The sequence below is a fragment of the Microbacterium sp. bgisy203 genome (assembly GCF_057706945.1).
In genome coordinates this window covers 247,426-268,555 of the sequence record NZ_JBYIPF010000001.1, presented here as the reverse complement: position 1 = coordinate 268,555, position 21,130 = coordinate 247,426, and the positions used below count along the sequence as shown (strand labels likewise).

Here is a 21,130-nt window from a genome sequence, read left to right as displayed (position 1 = left end):
CATGGAGATCCGCGGAGCGGTTCTGCTCCCCGCACGGCGCGAGGACATCGAGCTGCACACCCTGGACGGACTCACCCTCGTGGGCGAGCTCGCGCTTCCCGAATCCGTCGACCCCGTCGCCACCCTCGTGACGCTTCACCCGTTGCCGACGGCCGGTGGGTTCATGGACTCCCACATCCTCCGCAAGGCCGCCGGCCGACTTCCCGCCCTCGCCGATCTCGCGGTGCTCCGCTTCAACACGCGCGGCACCTCGTCGCCGCGTGGAACCAGTGAGGGCGCGTTCGACGGCGGCGCCGCCGAGGCGTTCGACGTCGCCGCGGCGATGGACCTCGTGCGGGAGCGCGGGCTTCCGAGGCCCTGGCTCGTGGGCTGGTCCTTCGGCACCGAGCTCGCCCTCAAGTACGGCCGCGACCACGACTTCGAGGGCGTGATCCTGCTCTCGCCGCCGCTTCACCGGACGACGCCCGGCGAGCTGGCCGCCTGGGCCGGTGACCCTCGGCGCATGGTCGTCGTCGTACCCGAGTTCGACGACTACCTGCGCCCCGACGAGGCCCGCGCACGGTTCGCGGCGGTGCCCGATGCCACGATCATCGCCGTCGACGGAGGCAAGCACCTATGGGTGGGGGAGACCCAGACCCGGCGGGTGCTGACCGAGATCGTCGCGGTGGTGAACCCCGACGCGCTGCCGCTTCCGACCGACTGGGACGAGGAGCCCGCGAGTGACCTGCCGCCCAACCGTGGCGGGCCCGGTCAGCGTTCGTTCTGACGGGGCACGATCACCTGGCGGTAGATGATCAGGATGCTCGCCGCGACGGGGATCGCGACGAGCGCGCCGAGAAGACCGAGCAGCGAGCCGCCGGCGAGGGCGGCGATCACGACGACAGCGCCGGGCACCGACACGGCGCGGTTCATGATGCGCGGCGAGACGATGTACGCCTCGACCTGCATGTAGATCGCGTAGTAGATGAGCGCCGCAAGCGCCGTCGCCGACGAGCCGAGTCCCGGGATGAGACAGACGAGCACGATGATCGTCGAACCCGTCAGGGTACCGACCAGCGGGATCAGCGAGAAGAAGAACGCGATCACGGCGAGGACGGCGGGGAACGGGGCTTTGATGATCGTCAGGAAGATCGCGCTCAGCACACCGTTGATGACGCCGAGCGTCACCTGCCCCATGACGTAGTAGCCGACGGACGCGGTGATCTGGTCGGCGAGGTCGACGAAGCGGGCCCGCTTGGATGCCGGTACGAGCTGCGCGACGGCGAGCTTCAGGTTCGGGGTCGACGCCGTGAAGTAGATCGTGAGGATCAGCACGATGATCGCGCCGGTGAAGCCTGCCACGATCCCGGCGCCGAGGTTGATGATCGCAGCCGTCGCCGCGCCGCCGATCTCGCCGAGGTCGAGCGACTTGTACCAGTTCTCGATGTAGGTGAACACCGCGTCGACGTCGAGGGCCGGGAACAGACCGTGGAGCCAATCGCCGGCGGCTTGGACGGGATTCCAGTCGCCGGCGACGGCGGACTGGACGAGCTTCTGGATCTCGGTGACCAGCTGCGCGATCTGCTGCACGAGCACGGGGATCACGATGAGGATGATGGCGGCGAAGACGGCGAGGACGACCGCGAACGTGATCAGGAGGGCGGCCCAACGCGGCAGCCCGCGCCGCTCGAGCCACGACACCGCCGGGTCGAGGCCGAGCGCCAGGAAGAGCGCCGTCCCGACGTACAGGAGGATCGTCGACAGCGACTGAACACTCGAGATGATGAGGATGCCGACGCCGACGCCGAGCGTCGCGATGAGCGCCGTGCGGAAAGGATGCTGCAGCTTCACGCCTGCCTCCGGAAGTGACGAGCGCTGTCGAGCAGCGACGGGACCGTGGTTGTCAGGATACGCATGTGCAGGCATCCTGCGGGGGGACGCGCGGGAAGTGGCGCCTCCCACGCCACGCACAGGTCGTTGTCGCTAGTCTGGAACGTCGTATGCGTACGGGAGATCGCCCCGGCGCGCAGGGAGGGGAATCGTGCGTTTCGTCTGGGCCGTGGCCGCGTTCGTGTTGGCCGCACTCCTGATCGGCGCCGGAATCGCGCAGCGGACGGTCTTCGAGGGGCCGACGTCGCAGAGCCAGGCCATCGATGTGGCTGGCGATGCGCCGTACGTCCTCCTCGACGGCGGCGTCCTCGCGAGCCACGACGGCGCGCAGACGCTCCGTGTGCAGAGCGACGGCGACATCTTCGCCGCCTACGGGCGGACGGCCGATCTGAAGGCCTGGTTGACGAAGGCCGACTACACGGCGGTGAGCATGGACGGTGACGCCGTCTCGTCGCAGTCGATCGCGGCATCCGTGCCCCTCGCCGACGGCGAGAGCGCGATCACACCGCAGACGTCCGACTTGTGGCTCGATCAGTTCACGAGCGAGGACGTCCTGATCCGGCCGCTCCAGCTCCCCGCGGACATGAGCGTGCTGATCGCGTCCGACGGAATCCAGCCGGCACCGGGCGCGCTCACGATCACCTGGCCCGTGCACAGCACGACGCCGTGGGCGGGGCCGCTCATCGTGGCGGGTGCGCTTCTGCTCCTCGTCGGTATCGTGCTCTACGCCCTCGGCGTGCGGCACGCGCGGCGCTCGCGAGGACCGCGTCGCAAAGGCGTCCCGGTTCCGGTCACCGAGCCGATCGACATCTCCGAGCGGGACGATGAGAAGGGCGTGATCACGGCCTCACCGCCCCGTCGACGCCTCGGCGGCGGCAAGAAGGCGCTGCTCGCCGTGCCGGCCCTCGGGGTGTCTGCACTGCTGTTCACGGGATGCACCGCCGACGCGTGGCCCGATCTCGCCGGGACTCCGAGTCCGACCGCCTCGACCACGGTCGTCGCCCCCGACGATCAGGAGACCCCGGTCGTCACCGAGACGCAGGCGGCGCGGATCGTCTCGCGCATCGCCGACGACGTCGCAGCGGCGGACGAAGCGAAGGATGCCGCGGCGGCGGCCAACCGGCTGGACGGTGCCGCCCTCGCCGTGCGGGAGACGAACTACCGCCTGCGCGCCGCGATCCCGGAGCAGAAGGCGCTGCCCGCCGTGCCGACCGGATCCCTCGAGGTGACGCTGCCCGAAGCGAACGACGAGTGGCCGCGCACCTTCTTCGCCGTCGCGCCGGCGGAAGGCGACGGGGGCGGGTCGGTCGTCATGAGCATGACGCAGCAGGATGCCTGGGCGCCCTACAAGCTGACCTACTATGCCGCCGTGACGTCGGACATCGACCTGAAGCTCGCTCCGACCTACGTCGGTGCGATCTCGATCCCGACCGACTCGCCCTTCCTCGCGATCGCCCCGGAGAACCTGGCAGCGGCGTACGCCGACGTCCTGGACAAGGGTGCGGACAGCGAGTTCGCGAGCCTGTTCGACGCCGACGACGACGCGTTCCAGACCTCTCTCGCCGACAACCGGGCGAGCCGTCTGGCATCCTTCAACGAGACGGGAGCCCAGACGGGCTCGCTCGCCTTCTCCGCTCGACCGGGTTCCCCCGAGCCCATCGCGCTCGCGACGCTGGACTCCGGCGCGATCGTCGCGGTCGCGGTCGAGGACCTCGACACGGTCACGCCCACCAACACCGATGCGGTGATCAAGGTCGACGGCAACCCGGTCGTCCAGACGCTGGCGGGGGTCACGCAGTCGGCATCCGGCTTCGAGACGACCTACGACAACCAGCTGTACTTCTTCGTGCCGAGCAAGAGCTCCAAGGAGCGCATCCGCCTGCTCGGGTTCTCGTCCGACATTCTCAACGCAAAGGTGGTCGGCTGATGAGCGATCCCCGTCCGGGTGCTGTCCTCCGCGGCGCCGTCGACCTGTCCGCCCTCCGTCAGCGCGCGTCCGCGCCCGTCGCCTCTGGGTCGACTGCCGCGGCCGAAGGCTCGGGAGCTGCGCCCTCGCTCGTCTTCGATGCCACCGACGCCAACTTCGGCCAGGTCTTGGAGCTGTCGAAGACGGTCCCGGTCGTCGTCGACCTGTGGGCCGATTGGTGCGGACCGTGCAAGACGCTGAGCCCCGTCCTCGAGAAGGTCATCGTCGAGCTGCAGGGGCGCCTCGTGCTCGCGAAGGTCGACGTCGACGCCAATCCGCAGCTGGCGCAGGGCTTCCGTGCCCAGTCGATCCCGATGGTCGTCGCGCTCGTCGCCGGCCAGCCGGTGCCGCTGTTCACCGGTGCGGTGCCCGAGCAGCAGGTGCGCGAGGTGTTCGGGCAGCTTCTGCAGCTCGCCGCCCAGCAGGGGGTCACGGGGACCGTGCCCACCGGCGGTGCCGACGGCGAGGCTCCCGAGCCCGAGGAGCCCGCCCTTCCGCCGCTGCACCAGGAGGCGTACGACGCGATCGAGGCGGGTGACTACGCTCGCGCCGTCACCGCGTACGAGGCGGCCCTCGCCGAGAACCCGCGGGATGATGAGGCACGCGCCGGACTCGGCCAGGTGAAACTCCTCGACCGCGTGCGGCACCTCGACCTGCAGCAGGCGCGGGATGCCGCGGCGGCGGCTCCGCTCGACCCGGAGGCCCAGTTCGCGGTCGCCGACCTGGACCTCGCCGGCGGGCACGTCGACGACGCGTTCGGCCGGTTGCTCGACCTCTTCGCCGCGCTGCCCGATGACGAGCGTCAGGTCGTGCGCGAGCGCCTTCTCGAGCTGTTCGGCCTCGTCGGTGACACCGACGCACGCGTGATCCGCGCGCGCGGACGCCTCGCGAGCCTCCTGTTCTGACCCGTGAGGTGAAAAGCTGGTTGCGGTGCTACACCGCGGCTGCGCCGCGGCACTCGATCAGCGAGGGTCAGGAGGAGCGGCTGAGCCAGAGGACACCGAGGGGCGGCAGCACCATCGTCGCACGGCCGTTCGCATCGGCGTGGACCGACCCGAGATTCCCGACGCCGGAGCCGCCGTAGGCCTCGGCATCCGAGTTCAGCAGCTCCGTCCACTCGCCGCCGGCGGGCAGATCCAGGGGATAGTCGTGGATCGGCTCGCCGGAGAAGTTGCAGACGACCGCGACCGTGTTGCCGTGGTGGTCGTCGCGTGAGAACGCGATGACGTTGGGGTTCCAGTTCGGAGCCCCGAGGCGCCGAAACGCGCTCTCGTCGGCATCCCGTGACCACAGCGGGGCGTGCTCGCGATACACGCGGTTGAGCGCCCCGACGAAATCGAGGAGCTGACGGTGGGGCGGCTGGTCGAGGATCCACCAGTCGAGGCTGCGGCTCTCGGACCATTCGCCGATCTGCCCGAAGTCCTGTCCCATGAACAGCAGCTGCTTGCCGGGGTGTCCCCACATGTACGCGAGGAACGCGCGCATGTTGGCGAGCTTCTGCCAGTGGTCGCCCGGCATGCGGGAGAAGAGGGTGCCCTTGCCGTGCACGACCTCATCGTGGCTGATCGGCAGGACGAACCGCTCGCTGAACGCGTACACGAACGAGAACGACAGCTCGCCCTCGTGGTGCGCGCGGTACATCGGATCGCGCTGGAAGTAGACGAGCGTGTCGTTCATCCAGCCCATGTTCCACTTGAAGCCGAATCCGAGTCCGCCCGCGGAGGTCGGCGCCGTGACGCCGGGGTAGCTCGTCGACTCCTCGGCGATCATCGCGATGCCCGGGTAGCGCTTGTAGGCGGTGCCGTTGACCTCCTGCAGGAAGCGGATCGCCTCGAGGTTCTCGCGGCCGCCGTAGATGTTCGGCTCCCACTCGCCGTCCTTGCGCGAGTAGTCCAGGTAGAGCATCGAGGCGACGGCGTCGACGCGCAGACCATCGACGTGGAACTCCTCGAACCAGTACAGCGCGTTCGCGACGAGGAAGTTCCGCACCTCGTTGCGCCCGTAGTCGAAGATCAGCGTGCCCCAGTCCTTGTGCTCGCCGCGGCGCGGGTCAGGGTGCTCGTAAAGGGGGCGCCCGTCGAAGCGGGCGAGGGCGAAGGCATCCTTCGGGAAGTGCCCCGGCACCCAGTCCATGATCACGCCGAAGCCGGCCTGGTGGAGCCGATCGATGAGATAGCGGAGGTCGTCGGGCGTGCCGTACCGGCTCGTCGGGGCGTAGTACCCCGTGACCTGGTACCCCCACGACCCGCCGAAGGGGTGCTCGGCGAGCGGCAGGAACTCCACGTGCGTGTAGCCGACCTCGGTGAGGTAGGCGATGAGCGGGTCGACGGCGTCACGGTACGAGAGCCCCTCGCGCCACGACCCGAAGTGCAGCTCGTACGTCGACATCGGCTGGTCGGTGGGGGAGCGGCGTGCGCGCGCGTCCATCCAGGCGCTGTCGCCCCAGGTATACGACGACTCGGTGACGATGGATGCCGTCGCCGGCGGCACCTCGGCGTAGTTCGCCATCGGGTCGGCCTTGAGGATCCACTCCCCGTCGGGCGTGAGGATCTCGTACTTGTAGACGGTGCCGGCTCCGAGGCCGGGGACGAAGATCTCCCACACGCCGCTCGAGCCGAGCGTGCGCATCGCGTGAGACGCGCCGTCCCAGCCGTTGAAGTCGCCGACGGCGCGCACCGCGCGCGCGTCGGGCGCCCACACCGCGAAGGACACGCCGGTGACGCCGTTGTAGTGGTGCACGTGGGCGCCGAGCACACGCCACAGCTGCTCGTGACGCCCTTCGCCGATGAGGTACTGATCGACCTCGCCCAGCGTCGGCAGGTGCCGGTACGGGTCGTCGCTGCGGTAGGCGGACCCGTCGTCATACGTCGCGACGATCTCGTATGCGAGCGGCGGTGACGCGGTCGCGCCCTCCCAGATGCCGCCGCGAACGTGCGCGAGCGGAATCTCGTCGCCGATGTCGGTGACGGCGGTCACGGTCTTCGCGAGGGGCCTGCGGGTGCGGATGACCCAAGTTCCGTCCGGCTGCTCATGCACCCCGAGGACGTCGTGCGGCGCGTGGTAGGCACCGGCGGCGACCGCGTCGAGGATGTCGTCGGACACGGTGCTCATCGGTTCTCCTTGACATGCAGGATGTGGACGGGTTCGACGAACGCGTCCAGGCGGACGAAAGCGTCCTGGTTCCAGGTCCAGTGCGCCCCCGTGATGAGGTCCTCGACCTCGTACTCCGTGCCGCGCGCAAGGCCCCACACCGTCGTGTCGACGTGCACGGTCGTCTGCCGCGCCGAATGCGGGTCGAGGTTCGCGACGACGATGATCGTGTCGGGGCGGCCGTCGGCGGTGAGAGCACCGTCGATGTGCTTCGTGTAGACGAGGATCGCGTCGTCGTCGCTCCAGTGCACGTCGAGCCCGCGCAGCTGGCGCAGCGCCGGGTGCGCGCGGCGGATCTCGTTCAGGCGCGTGAGGTACGGGGCGATCGTGGTGCCGTCGGCATCCGCCTTCGCCCAATCGCGGAACTTGTACTCGTACTTCTCGTTGTCGATGTTCTCTTCCGACCCCGGACGGGCGACGTTCTCGATGAGCTCGTACCCGGCGTACACGCCGTAGGAGGCGCCGGCGGTCGCGGCCAGGGCGGCCCGGATCTTGTACGCCGGGCGGCCGCCGTACTGCAGATACTCGGTGAGGATGTCGGGCGTGTTGACGAAGAGGTTCGGACGCATGATGTCGGCGGTCTCGCCCGAGATCCAGGTGAAGAACTCTTCGAGCTCGGCTTTGGTGTTGCGCCAGGTGAAGTAGGAATAACTCTGCTGGAATCCCGCTTGTGCGAGCGCGAGCAGCGGCGACGGGCGGGTGAAGGCCTCGGCCAGGAAGACGACGTCGGGATGCTCGGCGTTCACTGTCGCGATCAGCCACTCCCAGAATTGCAAGGGCTTCGTGTGCGGATTGTCGACGCGGAAGATCTTCACGCCCTGGGCGATCCAGTGCCGGACGATCCGGAGGACCTCGGCGCGGATGCCGTCGGGGTCGTTGTCGAAGTTGATCGGGTAGATGTCCTGGTACTTCTTCGGCGGGTTCTCGGCGTACGCGATCGATCCGTCGGCGAGGGTCGTGAACCACTCCGGGTGCTCGGTCACCCACGGGTGGTCGGGGGCCGCCTGGAGGGCGAGATCGAGCGCGAGCTCGAGCCCCTCGGCGCGCACCGCGCGGACGAACGCCCGGAAGTCGGCGAGGGTGCCGAGGTCGGGGTGCACGGCGTCGTGACCGCCCGCGGACGACCCGATCGCCCAGGGCGATCCAGGATCGCCGGGACCGGCGACGAGGGTGTTGTTCGGGCCCTTGCGGTTCACCTCGCCGATCGGGTGGATCGGGGGCACGTAGAGGACGTTGAAGCCCATCGCGGCGACGGCGGGCAGGCGCTTCATCGCGGTGCGGAAGGTTCCGCTCTTGACCGTCCCGTCCTTCAGCCGGCGGGCGCCTTCGGAGCGCGGGAAGAACTCGTACCAGGCGCCGACGCCCGCGCGTTCCCGCTCGACGAGCAGCTCGAGATCGGGGCCGAGGGTGACGAGCGAACGCACCGGGCGATCGGCGAGGTACCGGGCGAGCTCGGGGTCGCGGACGATGACGAGCGCCGCCTCGTCGGTCGTGGCGCCATCGCGCAGGCCTGCGGCGGCAACGGTCAGAGCGCGCACCTCCGCGGCATCCCGATCGCCTTCCGCGGCGGCGCACTCGAACAGCAGCGCACCCTCCTCGCGCATCAGTGGCGCGTCGACCCCGGCGGCGATCTTCAGCTCGGCCGCGTGCTCCCACGTCGCGTAGTCGTCGGCGAAGGCCTCGAAGCGGAACGTCCAGACACCTTCCTCGAGCGGGGCGACGAGCGTGCGCCAGTGGTCGTAGCCGTCGTTCACGGCGGTCAGGCGGTGGAGCGACACGGCGCCCGACGGGGAGGTGAGCCGCACGTGCACCCCGATGAGATCGTGACCTTCGCGGAACGCGGTGACCGAGAACGGCACGGCCTCGCCGGAGAACGCCGACGGGCGGAAACCCGGATCGGTGGCCCGCGGGTGGGGCTGCGACAGCGGGATCCGGCCCGTGCGTGTGTCGGGCGCGGTCTGCCACGGCGACGCGGCCCGAACCGGGATCTCCGACGTGCTGCGGAGCGTCGGCGCGTGCGGGGCGGAGTCCGGCGGGGATGCGGGGCGCGTTGTCGAAGCCACGTCTCGAACCTACCGCCGCGCTCCCTCCATGCGGAACAGATGCAGTGCCGTGCCGGGGAGGGTGACCGTCGCTCCGGGAGCGAAGACGGGTTCGTCCTCGTCCGGGCGCTCGGGGACGCTCGACCACAGGGAGACGTACCGCTCGATGCCCTCGATCTGCGGGAGGGTCACGTCCGCAGGCGCCTCATTGCCGTGTACGACCAGGAGGATCCGGTTCGGTGCTTCGTGCTCGGGCGTGGACTGCGCGTCGTACTGCAGCGTGCGGTGGGACGGGTCGTTCCACCGGTCGTGCGCCATCGTGTGTCCGCCGGCGTCGTACCAGTCGATCACCGATGCGCTCGGCACCGACATCTCGGCGTGGGCGAAGCGGATCGGCCGCAGGGCAGGGTTCTCGTGACGCAGCCGGATGAGGCGGCGCACGTGGGCGAGGAGATCCTCCTGCCACTCCGCGTGCTGCCAGTCGAGCCACGTGAGCGGCGAGTCATGACAGTAGGGGTTGTTGTTGCCGCGCTGGGTGCGGCCGAACTCGTCGCCCGCGGTGATCATGGGAACGCCCGCCGACAACAGGAGCGTGCCGAGGAGGTTCCGCATGGCCTTCCGCCGGGTCGCGAGGATCCGCAGGTCGTCGGTCGGGCCCTCCGCGCCGTGGTTGAACGAGCGGTTCGTGTCCGCACCGTCGCGGTTCTGCTCGCCGTTGCCCAGGTTGTGCTTCACGTCGTACGACACGAGATCGCGCAGCGTGAAGCCGTCGTGAGCCGTGACGAAGTTGATCGAGGCGAGCGGTCCGCGCTCGGGGGTGAACGTGTTGGACGAGCCCGCGAGGCGCGTCGCGAACCCGCCGACGCCGGCGGGTGGCGTCGATGCGCGGCGGGCGTAGTCGACGTCGCTGAGCCAGAAGTTCCGCACGCGGTCGCGGTAGCGGTCGTTCCACTCGCTCCACCCGGCCCCGAAGCTGCCCGTCTGCCACCCGCCCATCCCGACGTCCCACGGCTCGGCGATCATCTTGACGCCCGCGAGCGCGGGGTCTTCGGCGATCGCGCGCAGCAGCGGGTGGTCGGGGTCGAACTCGTGGCGAGCGTTCCGCCCGAGGGTAGGGGCGAGGTCGAAGCGGAACCCGTCGACGCGGACCTCGTTCGCCCAATAGCGGAGGGAATCGAGGATGAGGCGGGACGCGGCATCCGTCGCCGTGTTCACGGAGTTGCCGCAGCCGGTGACATCGATGTAGACGCCGTCCTTCGTCTGCCGGTAGTAGGCGGCGTTGTCGATGCCGCGAAAACTCGACCGGGGTCCGCCGATCTCCAGCTCGGAGGTGTGGTTGTAGACGACGTCGAGCAGCACTTCGATACCCGCGGCGTGGAGCGCCTTCACCATGTCCTTGACCTCGCGGAGCACCGCGTCGGGGCCTGCGGCGAGAGATTCGGCGGTCGCGTAGGCGCCGTGCGGCGTGAAGAAGTTCAGCGTGTTGTAGCCCCAGTAGTTCGTCAGGCCGTGGTTCAGAAGCCGGGGTTCGGTCTCGAACGCGTGGATCGGGAGGAGTTCGACGGCGGTGATGCCGAGATCGGCCAGGTACTCGATCATCGCGGGGTGGCCGAGCCCGGCATACGTGCCGTGGAGGGCCGGCGGCACGTCGGGATGCCGTTTGCTCAGTCCCTTCAGGTGCGCCTCGTAGATCACCGTGTGATCGAGTGGCGTCGCGGGCTTCTCCGCCTCGCCCCAGTCGTACGCGTCGTCGACGACGACCGAGCGCCACTCGCCGAGCCGCACCGGCACGAGACCGCGCGCGTAGGGGTCGATGAGGAGCGTCTCGGCGTTGAAGGTGTTCTGCGGACCCGGAGGGCCGTCGATCCGCAGGGCGTAGCACGAGCCCGCCTCGAGGTCGGGCGTCGTGACCTCCCACACGTCTGCGCCGACAGGTGTGAGCGGGTGCGCGGCGATGATCCAGTCGAGGTCGGTCGGATCGACCAGGACGAGTTCGACGCTCGTCGCCGCTTCGCTCCAGACGCGAAGCGTGCCGCCGCCGGGGCCGAGGGTCACTCCCATCCGGTCGTAGGCGGCGCCGAGAAAGGGAGCGGCGGGTGAGGACGGCTTCGGGCGTGCCATGCGATCTACAGTAGTAATGCGGCGAAGTGATCGGCGCACGCCTGCGTGCCGCGAGCTGTGGAGGGGATCGGACGCCATGATCTACCTCGACCACGCCGCGTCGACGCCGCTGCGCACCGTGGCCCGCGACGCATGGCTCGCCGCGTCCGCGCCCGCAGGAAACGCTTCGTCGGTGCACGGCGCGGGCCAGGCCGCGCGTCGCGTGCTCGAAGAATCCCGTGAGCGCGTCGCCGCGCTGCTCGACTGCGAGCCCATCGAGGTCGTCTTCACGGGCGGCGGTACGGAGTCGATCAACCTCGCTCTGAAGGGACTCTGGTGGTCGCGTCCGGCGGGCCGTGCAGCCATCGTCCTGCCCGACGGCGAGCACCACGCGACGCTCGACACGGTCGAGTGGCTGCGGACGCAGGGCGCCGAGGTGCGTCCCGTCGCCCTCGATCCCCTCGGCCGGATTCCGGTGCCGGCATTCGGCGACGCGCTCCGCGGCGCGGATGCCGCAGTGGATGCGGCGGGCGCGGCGCTCGCGACGGCGCTCGTCGTCAACAACGAGGTCGGCACGGTCCAGGATGCCGCGGGGCTCGCCGCCGCGGCGGCGGATGCCGAGGTGCCCCTCCATCTCGACGCCGTGGGCGCCGTCGGACACCTCCCCGTCTCGTTCGCGGGGTGGCGTGGTGCCGCCTCGGGCCCGGTGGGACTTGTGGTGCTGAGCCTGTCGGGGCACAAGTTCGGGGCGCCCGTGGGCACCGGCGCCCTCGTCGTGTCGCGGCACGCGACGCTCACTCCGGTCCTCCACGGCGGCGGGCAGCAGCGGGGTCTCCGCTCCGGCACCCCTGATGTTGCGGGCGCCGCCGCCCTCGCGGCCGCGCTCGGCGAGGCATCCGACGAACTCGCGGGGGAGCAGGAGCGCCTGCGTTCCCTCGGCGCACGTCTTGCCGACGGCATCCGTGCCGCCGTGCCGGCCGCGGAGATCCTCGGCGACCCGGTCGATCGGGTTCCCGGCAACGTGCACGCGCTCTTTCCCGGCGCCGCGGGGGAGTCGCTCCTCTTCCTCCTGGACCGCGCGGGTATCTCCGCGTCGACGGGGTCCGCGTGCCAGGCGGGGGTCGCCGAGCCGTCGCACGTCGTCATGGCGCTCGGGCGGTCCGAGCGCGACGCCCGCTCGGTGCTGCGCTTCACCCTCGGTCGCAGCTCGACGGGCGACGACGTGGATGCCGTGCTCCGCGCGCTCCCCGACGCCTACGCGCGGGCATCCGGGGCTCGCACAGCCGCACGCTCGTAGACTGGACCGATGCGGATCCTGGCGGCGATGAGCGGCGGCGTCGACTCCGCCGTGGCGGCCGCTCGTGCCGTCGAGGCGGGGCACGACGTCGTCGGTGTGCACTTGGCGCTCTCCCGCGCGGGCGGGACTCTCCGCACGGGCAGCCGCGGGTGCTGCACGATCGAGGACGCGATGGATGCCCGGCGCGCTGCCGACCTCCTCGGCATCCCGTTCTACGTGTGGGACTTCTCCGAGCGCTTCCGTGAGGACGTCATCGCCGACTTCGTCTCGGAGTACCAGGCGGGCCGGACGCCGAACCCGTGCATGCGCTGCAACGAGAAGATCAAGTTCGCCGCTCTCCTCGAGCGTGCGCTCGAGCTCGGCTTCGACGCCGTCTGCACCGGCCATTACGCGACCCTCGTGGAGGGCCCGGAGGGGCGAGAGCTCCACCGTGCGAGCGACGAGGCGAAGGACCAGTCGTACGTGCTCGGCGTCCTCACCGCGGAGCAGCTCGCGCACACGTACTTTCCCCTCGGCGACACGCCGTCGAAGGCGCTCGTCCGCGCCGAGGCCGCGGCGCGCGGGCTGACGGTCGCGCAGAAGCCCGACAGTCACGACATCTGCTTCATCCCCGACGGCGACACGCGCGGCTGGCTCGCCGAGAAGGTCGGCACCCAACCGGGCGAGATCATCGACCGTTCCGGCGCGGTCGTCGGGCAGCACGAGGGCGCGCACGCGTACACCGTGGGACAGCGCCGTGGACTGTCGCTCGGCGTGCCCGCACCGGACGGCAAGCCGCGCTTCGTCCTCGAGGTGCGACCGGTCTCGAACACGGTCGTCGTGGGGCCGAAGGAGGCGCTCGCCACCGCCGAGATCGCCGGGTCCCGGTACAGCTGGGCGGGACGCGCTCCCGCGCACGGGTCCTTCGACTGCCACGTGCAGATCCGGGCGCACGCGGAGCCTGTTCCGGCGACCGCCGTGTTCGCGGACGGGGAGGTCACCGTCACCCCCGAGGTGCCGTTCGACGGCGTTGCGCCCGGGCAGACCGCCGTCCTGTACGACGGCACCCGCGTCATCGGGCAGTTCACGATCGCGCGGACGGTATCGGCCGTGCCCGTCCCGGCCTGAAGCGCCGCGCAGACCTCGGCGGATGTCGGAGGCGGTTCGTAGACTGAACCGGTGACAGAGACACTCCCGACGGACCTCACTCTCGCCCAGGCGCGTGCGGAGGCCGACCGGCTCACCGGCCTCATCCTCGACGCCCGCGACGCCTACTACGGTCGTGACGCCGAGCTCGTCGACGACGCGACGTACGACGGCTGGATGCGCGGCCTCGAGGCGCTCGAGCGGGCGTTCCCCGAAGTGCAGGGTCAGGATTCGCCGACGCTCAGCGTCGGGGCTGCCGAGTCCTCGATGTTCGCGCCGGTCGAGCACGCCGAGCGCATGCTCAGTCTCGACAACGTCTTCTCGCCCGAGGAGCTCGACGAGTGGTGTGCGAAGACGCAGGCCGCGGCGGGGCGCGCGGTGCGCTGGCTCCTCGAGCTCAAGATCGACGGGCTCGCGCTCAGCCTCCGCTACGAGAACGGCGTGCTGACCTCTGCCGCCACGCGCGGAGACGGGCGCGTCGGCGAGGACGTGACCATGAACGCGGTGCGGGTCGCCGGCATCCCGACGCGCCTCGCGGGTTCCGGTCACCCGGCGCTCGTCGAGGTCCGGGGCGAAGTGTATATTCCGGTTGCGGCATTCGACCGGCTCAATGAGCTGCAGGCCGAGATGCGCGACACCGTCGTCTCCGAGATGCGGGGGCGCGGGGTCGATGAGGAGCGCGCCGAACGCAGCGCCGCGCGGCGGTTTCCCGCGTTCGCCAATCCCCGCAACGCGGCGAGCGGCGGACTGCGCCAGCAGCTCGACAAGAAGTCCGGTCTGGAGCGGGATGCCGGCCAGGCGCGGCTCGACGCGCTGCGGCTGCTCGTGCACGGCATCGGCGCGTGGCCCGACCCTCCCGTGTCGTCGCAGAGCGAGGTGTACGGCCTCCTCTCCCAGTGGGGTCTGCCGACCAGCCCGTACTTCCGGACCTCCGACGACGCGGCGGGCGTGCAGGATTTCGTCGCCTACTACGGCGAGCACCGCCACGACGTCGAACACGAGATCGACGGCGTCGTCGTGAAGGTCGACGAGCTCGCGCTGCACGACGAGTTGGGCGCGACCAGTCGCGCCCCGCGCTGGGCGATCGCCTACAAGTACCCGCCCGAGCAGGTCAACACGAAGCTCCTCGACATCGTCGTCTCGGTCGGGCGCACCGGCCGGGCGACACCGTTCGCCGTCATGGAGCCCGCGCGGGTCGCAGGTTCGGTCGTCCGTCAGGCGACGCTGCACAACCAGCAGGTCGTGAAGGCGAAGGGCGTCCTCATCGGCGACACCGTCGTGCTCCGCAAGGCGGGCGACGTGATCCCCGAGGTCCTCGGTCCGGTCGTCGAGCTCCGCGACGGTACAGAGCGCGCCTTCGTCATGCCGACGGCATGCCCCTCGTGCGGCGCGACCCTCGCACCCGCGAAGGAGGGCGACATCGACCTGCGCTGCCCGAACACGCGGTCGTGCCCCGCGCAGGTGCGCGGACGCGTCGAGCACATCGGGTCACGCGGCGCGCTCGACATCGAGGCCCTCGGCGAGGTGACGGCCGCCGCCCTCACGCAGCCCTCGGTGCCTGCCGAACCGCCGCTCGAGACCGAGGCCGGGCTGTTCGAGCTGACGCTCGACGAGCTCGTCCCGATCGAAGTGATCGTCCGTGACGCCGAGACCGGCGAGGAGAAGATCGACGAGAAGACCGGGGAGCCGGTGCGGCGTGCCCCGTTCCGCCGGAACCCGACCGCCGCCGAGAAGAAGGACGGCCTCACCGGCCCGCAGCCCTCGGCGCAGGCGCGTACGCTCCTCGAGGAGTTGGAGAAGGCGAAGACGAAGGATCTCTGGCGGTTCCTGGTCGCTCTCAGCATCCGCCACGTGGGCCCCGTGGCTGCGCGTGCGCTCGCGCAGTGGTTCGGCTCGATCGACGCGATCCGTGCCGCGACGAGAGACGAGCTCGCCGCGGTCGAGGGCGTCGGCGGCATCATCGCCGACTCTCTCATCGAGTGGTTCGAGGTGGACTGGCATCAGGAGATCGTCGCGCGCTGGCAGGCCGCCGGTGCGCGCCTCGAGATCCCCGGCCACCCCGGCCCGGGCGCCGCGGTGGCCGCGGGCGGGGTGCTCGACGGCGTGACGGTCGTCGCCACGGGCTCGCTCGAGGGATACACGCGCGAGGGAGCGCAGGAGGCGATCATGGCCGCGGGCGGCAAGGCGGCCTCGAGCGTCTCCAAGAAGACCGACTTCGTCGCGGCCGGCCCGGGGGCGGGATCGAAGCTCACCAAGGCGGAGGAGCTCGGCATCCGCATCATCGACGCCGATCAGTTCCGCATCCTCGTCGAGCAGGGCCCCGCGGCGCTCGACGCCCTCGACCCCGACGCGGGCTGAGATCGTGCGCGGGGGTCAGCTCTCGGGCTGGGTCACGCTCATGAGAGAGTCGCGCACCTGACGGCGCAGGACCTTGCCGATGAGCGAGGTCGGCAGCTCGTCGACGACGAAAATCCGGCGGGGCACCTTGTAGGGGGTGAGGATGCCGCGGGTGAAGTCGCGCATCTCCTCGACATCCACCGCGCCGTCGCCGTCCACGACGACCGCCGCCACGACCTCTTCGCCCGAGTGGTCGCTCGGAAGCCCCACAACGGCGGCGTCGACGACCCGCGGGTGCTGACGCAGCGCGTTCTCGACCTCCGTGGGTGCGACGTTGAAGCCGCCCGTGATGATGAGCTCCTTGATGCGATCGACGATCTTGACGAAGCCGTCGTCGTCGATCTGCACGACGTCGCCGGTGCGGAACCAGCCGTTCACGAACACGCGCTCGGTCTCCTCGGGCTTGCCGTAGTAGCCCTGGAAGACCTGGGGCCCGCGCACGACGAGTTCGCCGCGCTCGCCCGCCGGCACGTCCTGCGTGGGCTCATCGGGATCGACGACGCGGCACTCCGTACCGGGGAGCGGCAGTCCGACGGTGCCGGGCTTGCGGTTGTCGGCGACAGGGTTGGCCATGAGCACCGGGGAGCACTCCGACAGGCCGTAGCCTTCGACCAGGTAACCGCCGGTCGCCTTCTCCCACGGCACGACGAGCTCGTGCGGCAGCGGCATCGCGCCGGAGATCGCGATCTCCGTGCCGGCGAGCGAGACGCCCTCGGCCTGCGCCGCGCGCAGCAGCCGATCGGCGATCGGCGGGACCAGGGGGAGGAAGGTCGCCGGGTGCTTCTTGGTCACTTCGAGCACCATCGCCGGCTCGAAGCGCGGGAAGAGGACGAGCCGGGCGCCCATCGACATCGCGAACGTGAGGCAGAGCGTCAGGCCGTACGCGTGGAACATCGGCAGCACGGCGTACACGACGCACCCCTTGCCGCGCGTGATCGACGGGGTCCAGGCCAGCGCCTGGCGGGCGTTGGCGAGGAGGTTCCGGTGCGTGAGCATCGCACCCTTGGGCGACCCGGTCGTTCCGCTCGTGTACTGGATGATCGCGAGGTCGTCGGTCGTCGGCTTCGGGTAGGACGACGGCAACGGTCTCGCCTGAACGAGCTTCTCCCACGCGATCGCGCCCGTCGTGCGCTCGGTCAACTGCGCGCGCGAGTCACGCGCCTTCGCGACCGGAAGGTGCAGGGCGAACCGCAGCGATGCGGGCATGGCCTTCGTGATGTCGACGCTGACGACGTTGGTGACGGCGAGGTCGGCGGGGAACTCCTGCACGGTCGAGACGACCTTGCTCCACACGATCGCGGTCTTCGCGCCGTGGTCCTCGAACTGCTTGCGCAGCTCCCTCGGCGTGTAGAGCGGGTTGTGCTCGATCGCGACGGCGCCCAGGCGCAGGATCGCGTAGAACGCGATGATGTGCTGCGGGCAGTTGGGGAGGACGATCGCGACGGTGTCGCCCTTCCCGACACCCAGGTCCTTCAGGGCGGATGCCGCGCGCTCGATCGCCGCGAGGAGCTCGCGATACGAGGTGGTGCGTCCGAAGAACTGCAGCGCCGGGGCATCCGGGTAGTCGCGGGCCGATGCCTCGACGATGTCGAGAAGGGAGCCTGTCACCGGTGTCAGGTCTTCGGGGACTCCAGCGGCGTAGCTGCGGGTCCAAGGGCGGGGTGGGTCGTACGAAGTCACGGAGGTCAGCCTAACCCCGTGATCACGCGCCACCGTGCGCCCCGGGCAGGGGCGTTCGAGGGGTCCGCGGGTGCGCCGGTAGAGTATCGGGGTGTCTGAAATCACCCCTGATCTCGTCCGCCATCTCGGCGTGCTGGCCCGGATCGAGCTCGACGACCACGAGGTGGAGCGGCTCACCGGCCAGCTCTCCGTGATCGTCGACAACATCGCAAAGGTGTCCGAGGTCGCCACCCCCGACGTCCCCGCGACGAGCCACCCGATCGCCCTCGAGAACGTCTTCCGTCCCGACGTGGTGGGAGAGACCCTCACCGTCGCACAGGTGCTGCAGAACGCCCCTGACGCGACCGACGACCGCTTCAAGGTCACCGCGATCCTCGGAGAAGAGCAGTGAGCGACGACCTGACCCGCCTGTCCGCGGCCGACCTCGCCGCGAAGCTGTCCTCCGGTGAGGTGTCGAGCGTCGAGGCGATCCGGGCGCACCTCGACCGGATCGCCGCCGTCGACGGCGACGTGCACGCCTTCCTCCACGTCAGCGACCACGCCCTCGACGTCGCGGCGTCGATCGACCGTCGTCGCGCCGACGGAGAAGACCTCGGCGAACTCGCCGGCGTGCCCCTCGCGATCAAGGACGTCCTCGTCACGACCGACATGCCCTCCACGAGCGGATCGAAGATCCTCGAGGGCTTCATGTCGCCGTACGACGCCACGGTCGTCGCCCGCTCGCGTGCGGCCGGTCTCGTGCCTCTCGGCAAGACGAACATGGACGAGTTCGCGATGGGCTCCTCGACCGAGTACTCGGCGTACGGGCCGACACGCAACCCGTGGGATCTCGACCGCATCCCGGGAGGCTCGGGCGGTGGATCGGCCGCCGCCGTCGCCGCGTTCGAGGCGCCGATCGCCCTCGGCTCGGACACCGGCGGCTCGATCCGCCAGCCCGCCCACGTGACCGGCACCGTCGGCATCAAGCCCACGTACGGCGGGGTGAGCCGCTACGGCGCGATCGCCCTGGCATCCTCCCTCGATCAGGTCGGGCCCGTCGCGCGCACGGTCCTCGACGCGGCTCTCCTCCACGACGTCATCGGTGGGTGGGATCGGCACGATGCGACCTCCCTCGAGGATGCCTGGCCCTCCTTCGCCGCCGCCGCGCGCGAGGGCGCGACGGGCGGGGTCCTCGCCGGGCTCAAGGTGGGCGTCATCCGCGAACTCCCCGACACGGGCTTCCAGCCGGGCGTCGCGGAGTCCTTCCGCGCGTCGCTCGCGCTCCTCGAAGCGCACGGCGCGGAGATCGTCGAGATCAGCGCCCCGCACTTCGAGTACGGGGTCGCGGCGTACTACCTGATCCTCCCCGCCGAGGCATCCAGCAACCTCGCGAAGTACGACTCGGTCCGCTTCGGGCTCCGCGTCGACGTTCCGGGTGGCACCGTCGAAGACGTGATGGCGCGCTCGCGCGACGTCGGCTTCGGCGACGAGGTCAAGCGCCGCATCATCCTCGGCACGTACGCGCTGTCGGCTGGCTACTACGACGCCTACTACGGCAGCGCCCAGAAGGTGCGCACCCTCATCCAGCGCGACTTCGCCGACGCGTTCGCCCAGGTCGACGTCATCGCGACGCCGTCCGCCCCGACGACCGCGTTCCGTCTGGGCGAGAAGGTCGACGACCCGATCCAGATGTACCTCAACGACGTGACCACGATCCCGGTGAACCTCGCGGGCGTCCCCGGCATCTCGATTCCGTCCGGGCTCGCGGAGGAGGACGGGCTGCCCGTCGGCATCCAGTTCGTCGCGCCCGCGCGCGAGGATGCCCGGCTCTACCGCGTCGGGGCGGCGCTGGAGGCGCTCCTCGTCGACCAGTGGGGGGGACCGCTCCTCGACCGGGCGCCCGAGCTGGGTGCCGCGTCGAGCTCGGGGAGATCGCAGGGGAACACGCAGGGAGGGGACCGCTGATGGCGAAGGATGCCCTGATGGACTTCGACGAGGCGCTCGAACGTTTCGAGCCCGTCCTCGGCTTCGAGGTGCACGTCGAGCTCAACACCGAGACCAAGATGTTCTCGGCCGCCCCGAATCCTGCGAACGAGAAGAACCACGGCGCGGGCCCGAACACCCTCGTCGCCCCGGTCGACATGGGTCTTCCCGGTGCGCTCCCCGTGGTCAACGAGACGGCGGTCCGCTACTCGATCAGCCTCGGTCTCGCGCTCGGGTGCGAGATCGCGCCCTCGAGCCGGTTCGCGCGGAAGAACTACTTCTACCCCGACCTCGGCAAGAACTACCAGATCTCGCAGTACGACGAGCCGATCGCGTTCGAAGGACGCATCGAGGTGGAGCTTTCCGACGGCACCACGTTCGACATCCCGATCGAGCGTGCGCACATGGAAGAGGACGCCGGCAAGCTCACGCACGTCGGAGGCTCCACGGGCCGCATCCAGGGCGCGGAGTACTCGCTCGTCGACTACAACCGTGCCGGCGTCCCGCTCGTCGAGATCGTCACGAAGCCGATCTTCGGCGCCGAGCACCGCGCCCCCGAGCTCGCCGCCGCCTACGTCCGGGCGATCCGCGACATCGTGATCGGGCTCGGCATCTCCGAGGCGCGCATGGAACGCGGGAACCTCCGCTGCGACGCGAACGTGTCGCTCCGTCCCCGCGGGCAGGAGAAGCTCGGCACGCGCACCGAGACGAAGAACGTCAACTCGATGCGCTCGGTCGAGCGGGCCGTCCGCTACGAGATCCAGCGTCAGGCGGCGATCCTCGCCGCCGGCGGTGCGATCACGCAGGAAACCCGGCACTGGCACGAGGACACCGGTACGACCTCGCCCGGGCGCCCGAAGTCGGATGCCGACGACTACCGGTACTTCCCCGAGCCCGACCTTCTTCCGGTCGCGCCTCCCGTGGAGCTCATCGAGAGCCTCCGCGCTGCGCTCCCCGAGCCTCCGGCGGTGCGCCGCAAGCGGCTGAAGAACGACTGGGACTTCGCGGACATCGATTTCCAGGGCGTCGTCAACGCGGGTCTGCTGAACGAGGTCGAGGCGACGGTCGCGGCGGGAGCCTCACCGGCGGCCGCGCGCAAGTGGTGGATGAGCGAGATCTCGCGCGTCGCGAACGCGCAGGGCGTCGAGGCCTCGTCGCTCGTCTCGCCGGCATCCGTCGCCGCCCTGCAGCAGCTCGTCGACGCGGGGACCCTCACCGACAAGCTCGCCCGCCAGGTGCTCGAGGGCGTCATCGCCGGCGAGGGCACGCCGCAGGAGGTCGTCGACGCCCGTGGACTCGCCGTGGTCTCCGACGACGGTGCGCTCATCGCGGCGATCGACGAGGCCCTCGCGGCGCAGCCGGACGTCCTCGCGAAAATCCGCGACGGCAAGGTGCAGGCCGCCGGTGCGGTCATCGGCGCGGTCATGAAGGCCATGAAGGGTCAGGCGGATGCCGCGCGCGTCCGCGAACTGATCCTGGAGCGCGCCGCCGGCTGACGCAGCCTTGCGCTGCCGCGCTCGCGCAGCGCCCGGACACCGAGTT

The 21,130-nt window shown here is 70.4% G+C and carries 14 protein-coding genes; 9 read left to right on the top strand and 5 right to left on the bottom strand.

Going from position 1 to position 21,130, the window contains the following annotated elements:
• The first annotated feature begins 1 nt into the window (after window position 1).
• The gene (locus AC3ENQ_RS01255; protein ID WP_431800917.1) at window positions 2-766 is read left to right on the top strand and encodes an alpha/beta hydrolase; all 765 of its coding nucleotides are present in this window, start codon (window positions 2-4) and stop codon (window positions 764-766) included.
• Here the strand turns inward: AC3ENQ_RS01255 and AC3ENQ_RS01250 are convergent.
• Complete coding sequence (locus AC3ENQ_RS01250) at window positions 751-1,830, bottom strand: AI-2E family transporter (protein WP_431800915.1); 1,080 nt, start codon at window positions 1,828-1,830, stop codon at window positions 751-753. The genes AC3ENQ_RS01255 and AC3ENQ_RS01250 overlap by 16 nt on opposite strands.
• A gap of 190 nt (window positions 1,831-2,020) precedes the next feature.
• On the opposite strand from AC3ENQ_RS01250, the gene AC3ENQ_RS01245 reads away from it, so the two are divergent.
• Window positions 2,021-3,796: a DUF8094 domain-containing protein gene (locus AC3ENQ_RS01245; RefSeq protein WP_431800913.1), complete on the top strand. Its 1,776-nt coding sequence runs from the start codon at window positions 2,021-2,023 to the stop codon at window positions 3,794-3,796.
• The gene (locus AC3ENQ_RS01240; protein ID WP_431800911.1) at window positions 3,796-4,740 is read left to right on the top strand and encodes a tetratricopeptide repeat protein; all 945 of its coding nucleotides are present in this window, start codon (window positions 3,796-3,798) and stop codon (window positions 4,738-4,740) included. Before AC3ENQ_RS01245 ends, AC3ENQ_RS01240 begins: the two co-directional genes overlap by 1 nt.
• A gap of 67 nt (window positions 4,741-4,807) precedes the next feature.
• Here AC3ENQ_RS01240 and glgB read toward each other — a convergent pair whose 3' ends face one another.
• Genes glgB through glgX form a run of 3 tightly spaced genes read right to left on the bottom strand, consistent with a single transcriptional unit; the run spans window position 4,808 to window position 11,148 of the window.
• Entirely contained in the window at window positions 4,808-6,946 is a 2,139-nt protein-coding gene (gene glgB / locus AC3ENQ_RS01235) for a 1,4-alpha-glucan branching protein GlgB (protein WP_431800910.1), read from the bottom strand.
• Window positions 6,943-9,048, bottom strand: a complete 2,106-nt coding sequence (locus AC3ENQ_RS01230) for a maltotransferase domain-containing protein (RefSeq protein ID WP_431800908.1) — start codon at window positions 9,046-9,048, stop codon at window positions 6,943-6,945. The genes glgB and AC3ENQ_RS01230 overlap by 4 nt, the downstream gene beginning before the upstream one ends.
• Window positions 9,049-9,057: 9 nt before the next feature.
• Window positions 9,058-11,148, bottom strand: a complete 2,091-nt coding sequence (glgX, locus tag AC3ENQ_RS01225) for a glycogen debranching protein GlgX (RefSeq protein ID WP_431800907.1) — start codon at window positions 11,146-11,148, stop codon at window positions 9,058-9,060.
• A 76-nt stretch (window positions 11,149-11,224) separates the two neighbouring features.
• Between glgX and AC3ENQ_RS01220 the strand changes: the two genes are divergently transcribed.
• Genes AC3ENQ_RS01220 through ligA form a run of 3 tightly spaced genes read left to right on the top strand, consistent with a single transcriptional unit; the run spans window position 11,225 to window position 15,907 of the window.
• Window positions 11,225-12,424: a cysteine desulfurase family protein gene (locus AC3ENQ_RS01220; protein ID WP_431800905.1), complete on the top strand. Its 1,200-nt coding sequence runs from the start codon at window positions 11,225-11,227 to the stop codon at window positions 12,422-12,424.
• Between the two features lie 9 nt (window positions 12,425-12,433).
• The gene (mnmA, locus tag AC3ENQ_RS01215) at window positions 12,434-13,531 is read left to right on the top strand and encodes a tRNA 2-thiouridine(34) synthase MnmA (RefSeq protein WP_431800903.1); all 1,098 of its coding nucleotides are present in this window, start codon (window positions 12,434-12,436) and stop codon (window positions 13,529-13,531) included.
• Window positions 13,532-13,582: 51 nt separating this feature from the next.
• Window positions 13,583-15,907 (top strand): NAD-dependent DNA ligase LigA, encoded by a 2,325-nt coding sequence (ligA, locus tag AC3ENQ_RS01210; protein ID WP_431800901.1) that lies wholly within the window; start codon window positions 13,583-13,585, stop codon window positions 15,905-15,907.
• Window positions 15,908-15,922: 15 nt separating this feature from the next.
• Here ligA and AC3ENQ_RS01205 read toward each other — a convergent pair whose 3' ends face one another.
• The gene (locus tag AC3ENQ_RS01205; RefSeq protein ID WP_431800900.1) at window positions 15,923-17,626 is read right to left on the bottom strand and encodes a long-chain-fatty-acid--CoA ligase; all 1,704 of its coding nucleotides are present in this window, start codon (window positions 17,624-17,626) and stop codon (window positions 15,923-15,925) included.
• Between the two features lie 91 nt (window positions 17,627-17,717).
• On the opposite strand from AC3ENQ_RS01205, the gene gatC reads away from it, so the two are divergent.
• The 3 genes from gatC to gatB are packed head-to-tail and all read left to right on the top strand — an operon-like array spanning window position 17,718 to window position 21,084.
• Entirely contained in the window at window positions 17,718-18,017 is a 300-nt protein-coding gene (gene gatC / locus AC3ENQ_RS01200; RefSeq protein ID WP_431800898.1) for an Asp-tRNA(Asn)/Glu-tRNA(Gln) amidotransferase subunit GatC, read from the top strand.
• Window positions 18,014-19,570: an Asp-tRNA(Asn)/Glu-tRNA(Gln) amidotransferase subunit GatA gene (gene gatA / locus AC3ENQ_RS01195; protein ID WP_431800896.1), complete on the top strand. Its 1,557-nt coding sequence runs from the start codon at window positions 18,014-18,016 to the stop codon at window positions 19,568-19,570. Before gatC ends, gatA begins: the two co-directional genes overlap by 4 nt.
• Entirely contained in the window at window positions 19,570-21,084 is a 1,515-nt protein-coding gene (gene gatB / locus AC3ENQ_RS01190; RefSeq protein WP_431800894.1) for an Asp-tRNA(Asn)/Glu-tRNA(Gln) amidotransferase subunit GatB, read from the top strand. The genes gatA and gatB overlap by 1 nt, the downstream gene beginning before the upstream one ends.
• Window positions 21,085-21,130: the final 46 nt, after the last annotated feature.

Excerpts from the sequence above, each read along its gene's own strand:
- AC3ENQ_RS01255 (WP_431800917.1), top strand. The coding sequence starts at position 2 with ATGGAGATCCGCGGAGCGGTTCTGCTCCCCGCACGGCGCGAGGACATC.
- AC3ENQ_RS01240 (WP_431800911.1), top strand. The coding sequence starts at position 3,796 with ATGAGCGATCCCCGTCCGGGTGCTGTCCTCCGCGGCGCCGTCGACCTG.
- glgB (WP_431800910.1), bottom strand. The coding sequence starts at position 6,946 with ATGAGCACCGTGTCCGACGACATCCTCGACGCGGTCGCCGCCGGTGCC.
- glgX (WP_431800907.1), bottom strand. The coding sequence starts at position 11,148 with ATGGCACGCCCGAAGCCGTCCTCACCCGCCGCTCCCTTTCTCGGCGCC.
- AC3ENQ_RS01220 (WP_431800905.1), top strand. The coding sequence starts at position 11,225 with ATGATCTACCTCGACCACGCCGCGTCGACGCCGCTGCGCACCGTGGCC.
- mnmA (WP_431800903.1), top strand. The coding sequence starts at position 12,434 with ATGCGGATCCTGGCGGCGATGAGCGGCGGCGTCGACTCCGCCGTGGCG.
- gatB (WP_431800894.1), top strand. The coding sequence starts at position 19,570 with ATGGCGAAGGATGCCCTGATGGACTTCGACGAGGCGCTCGAACGTTTC.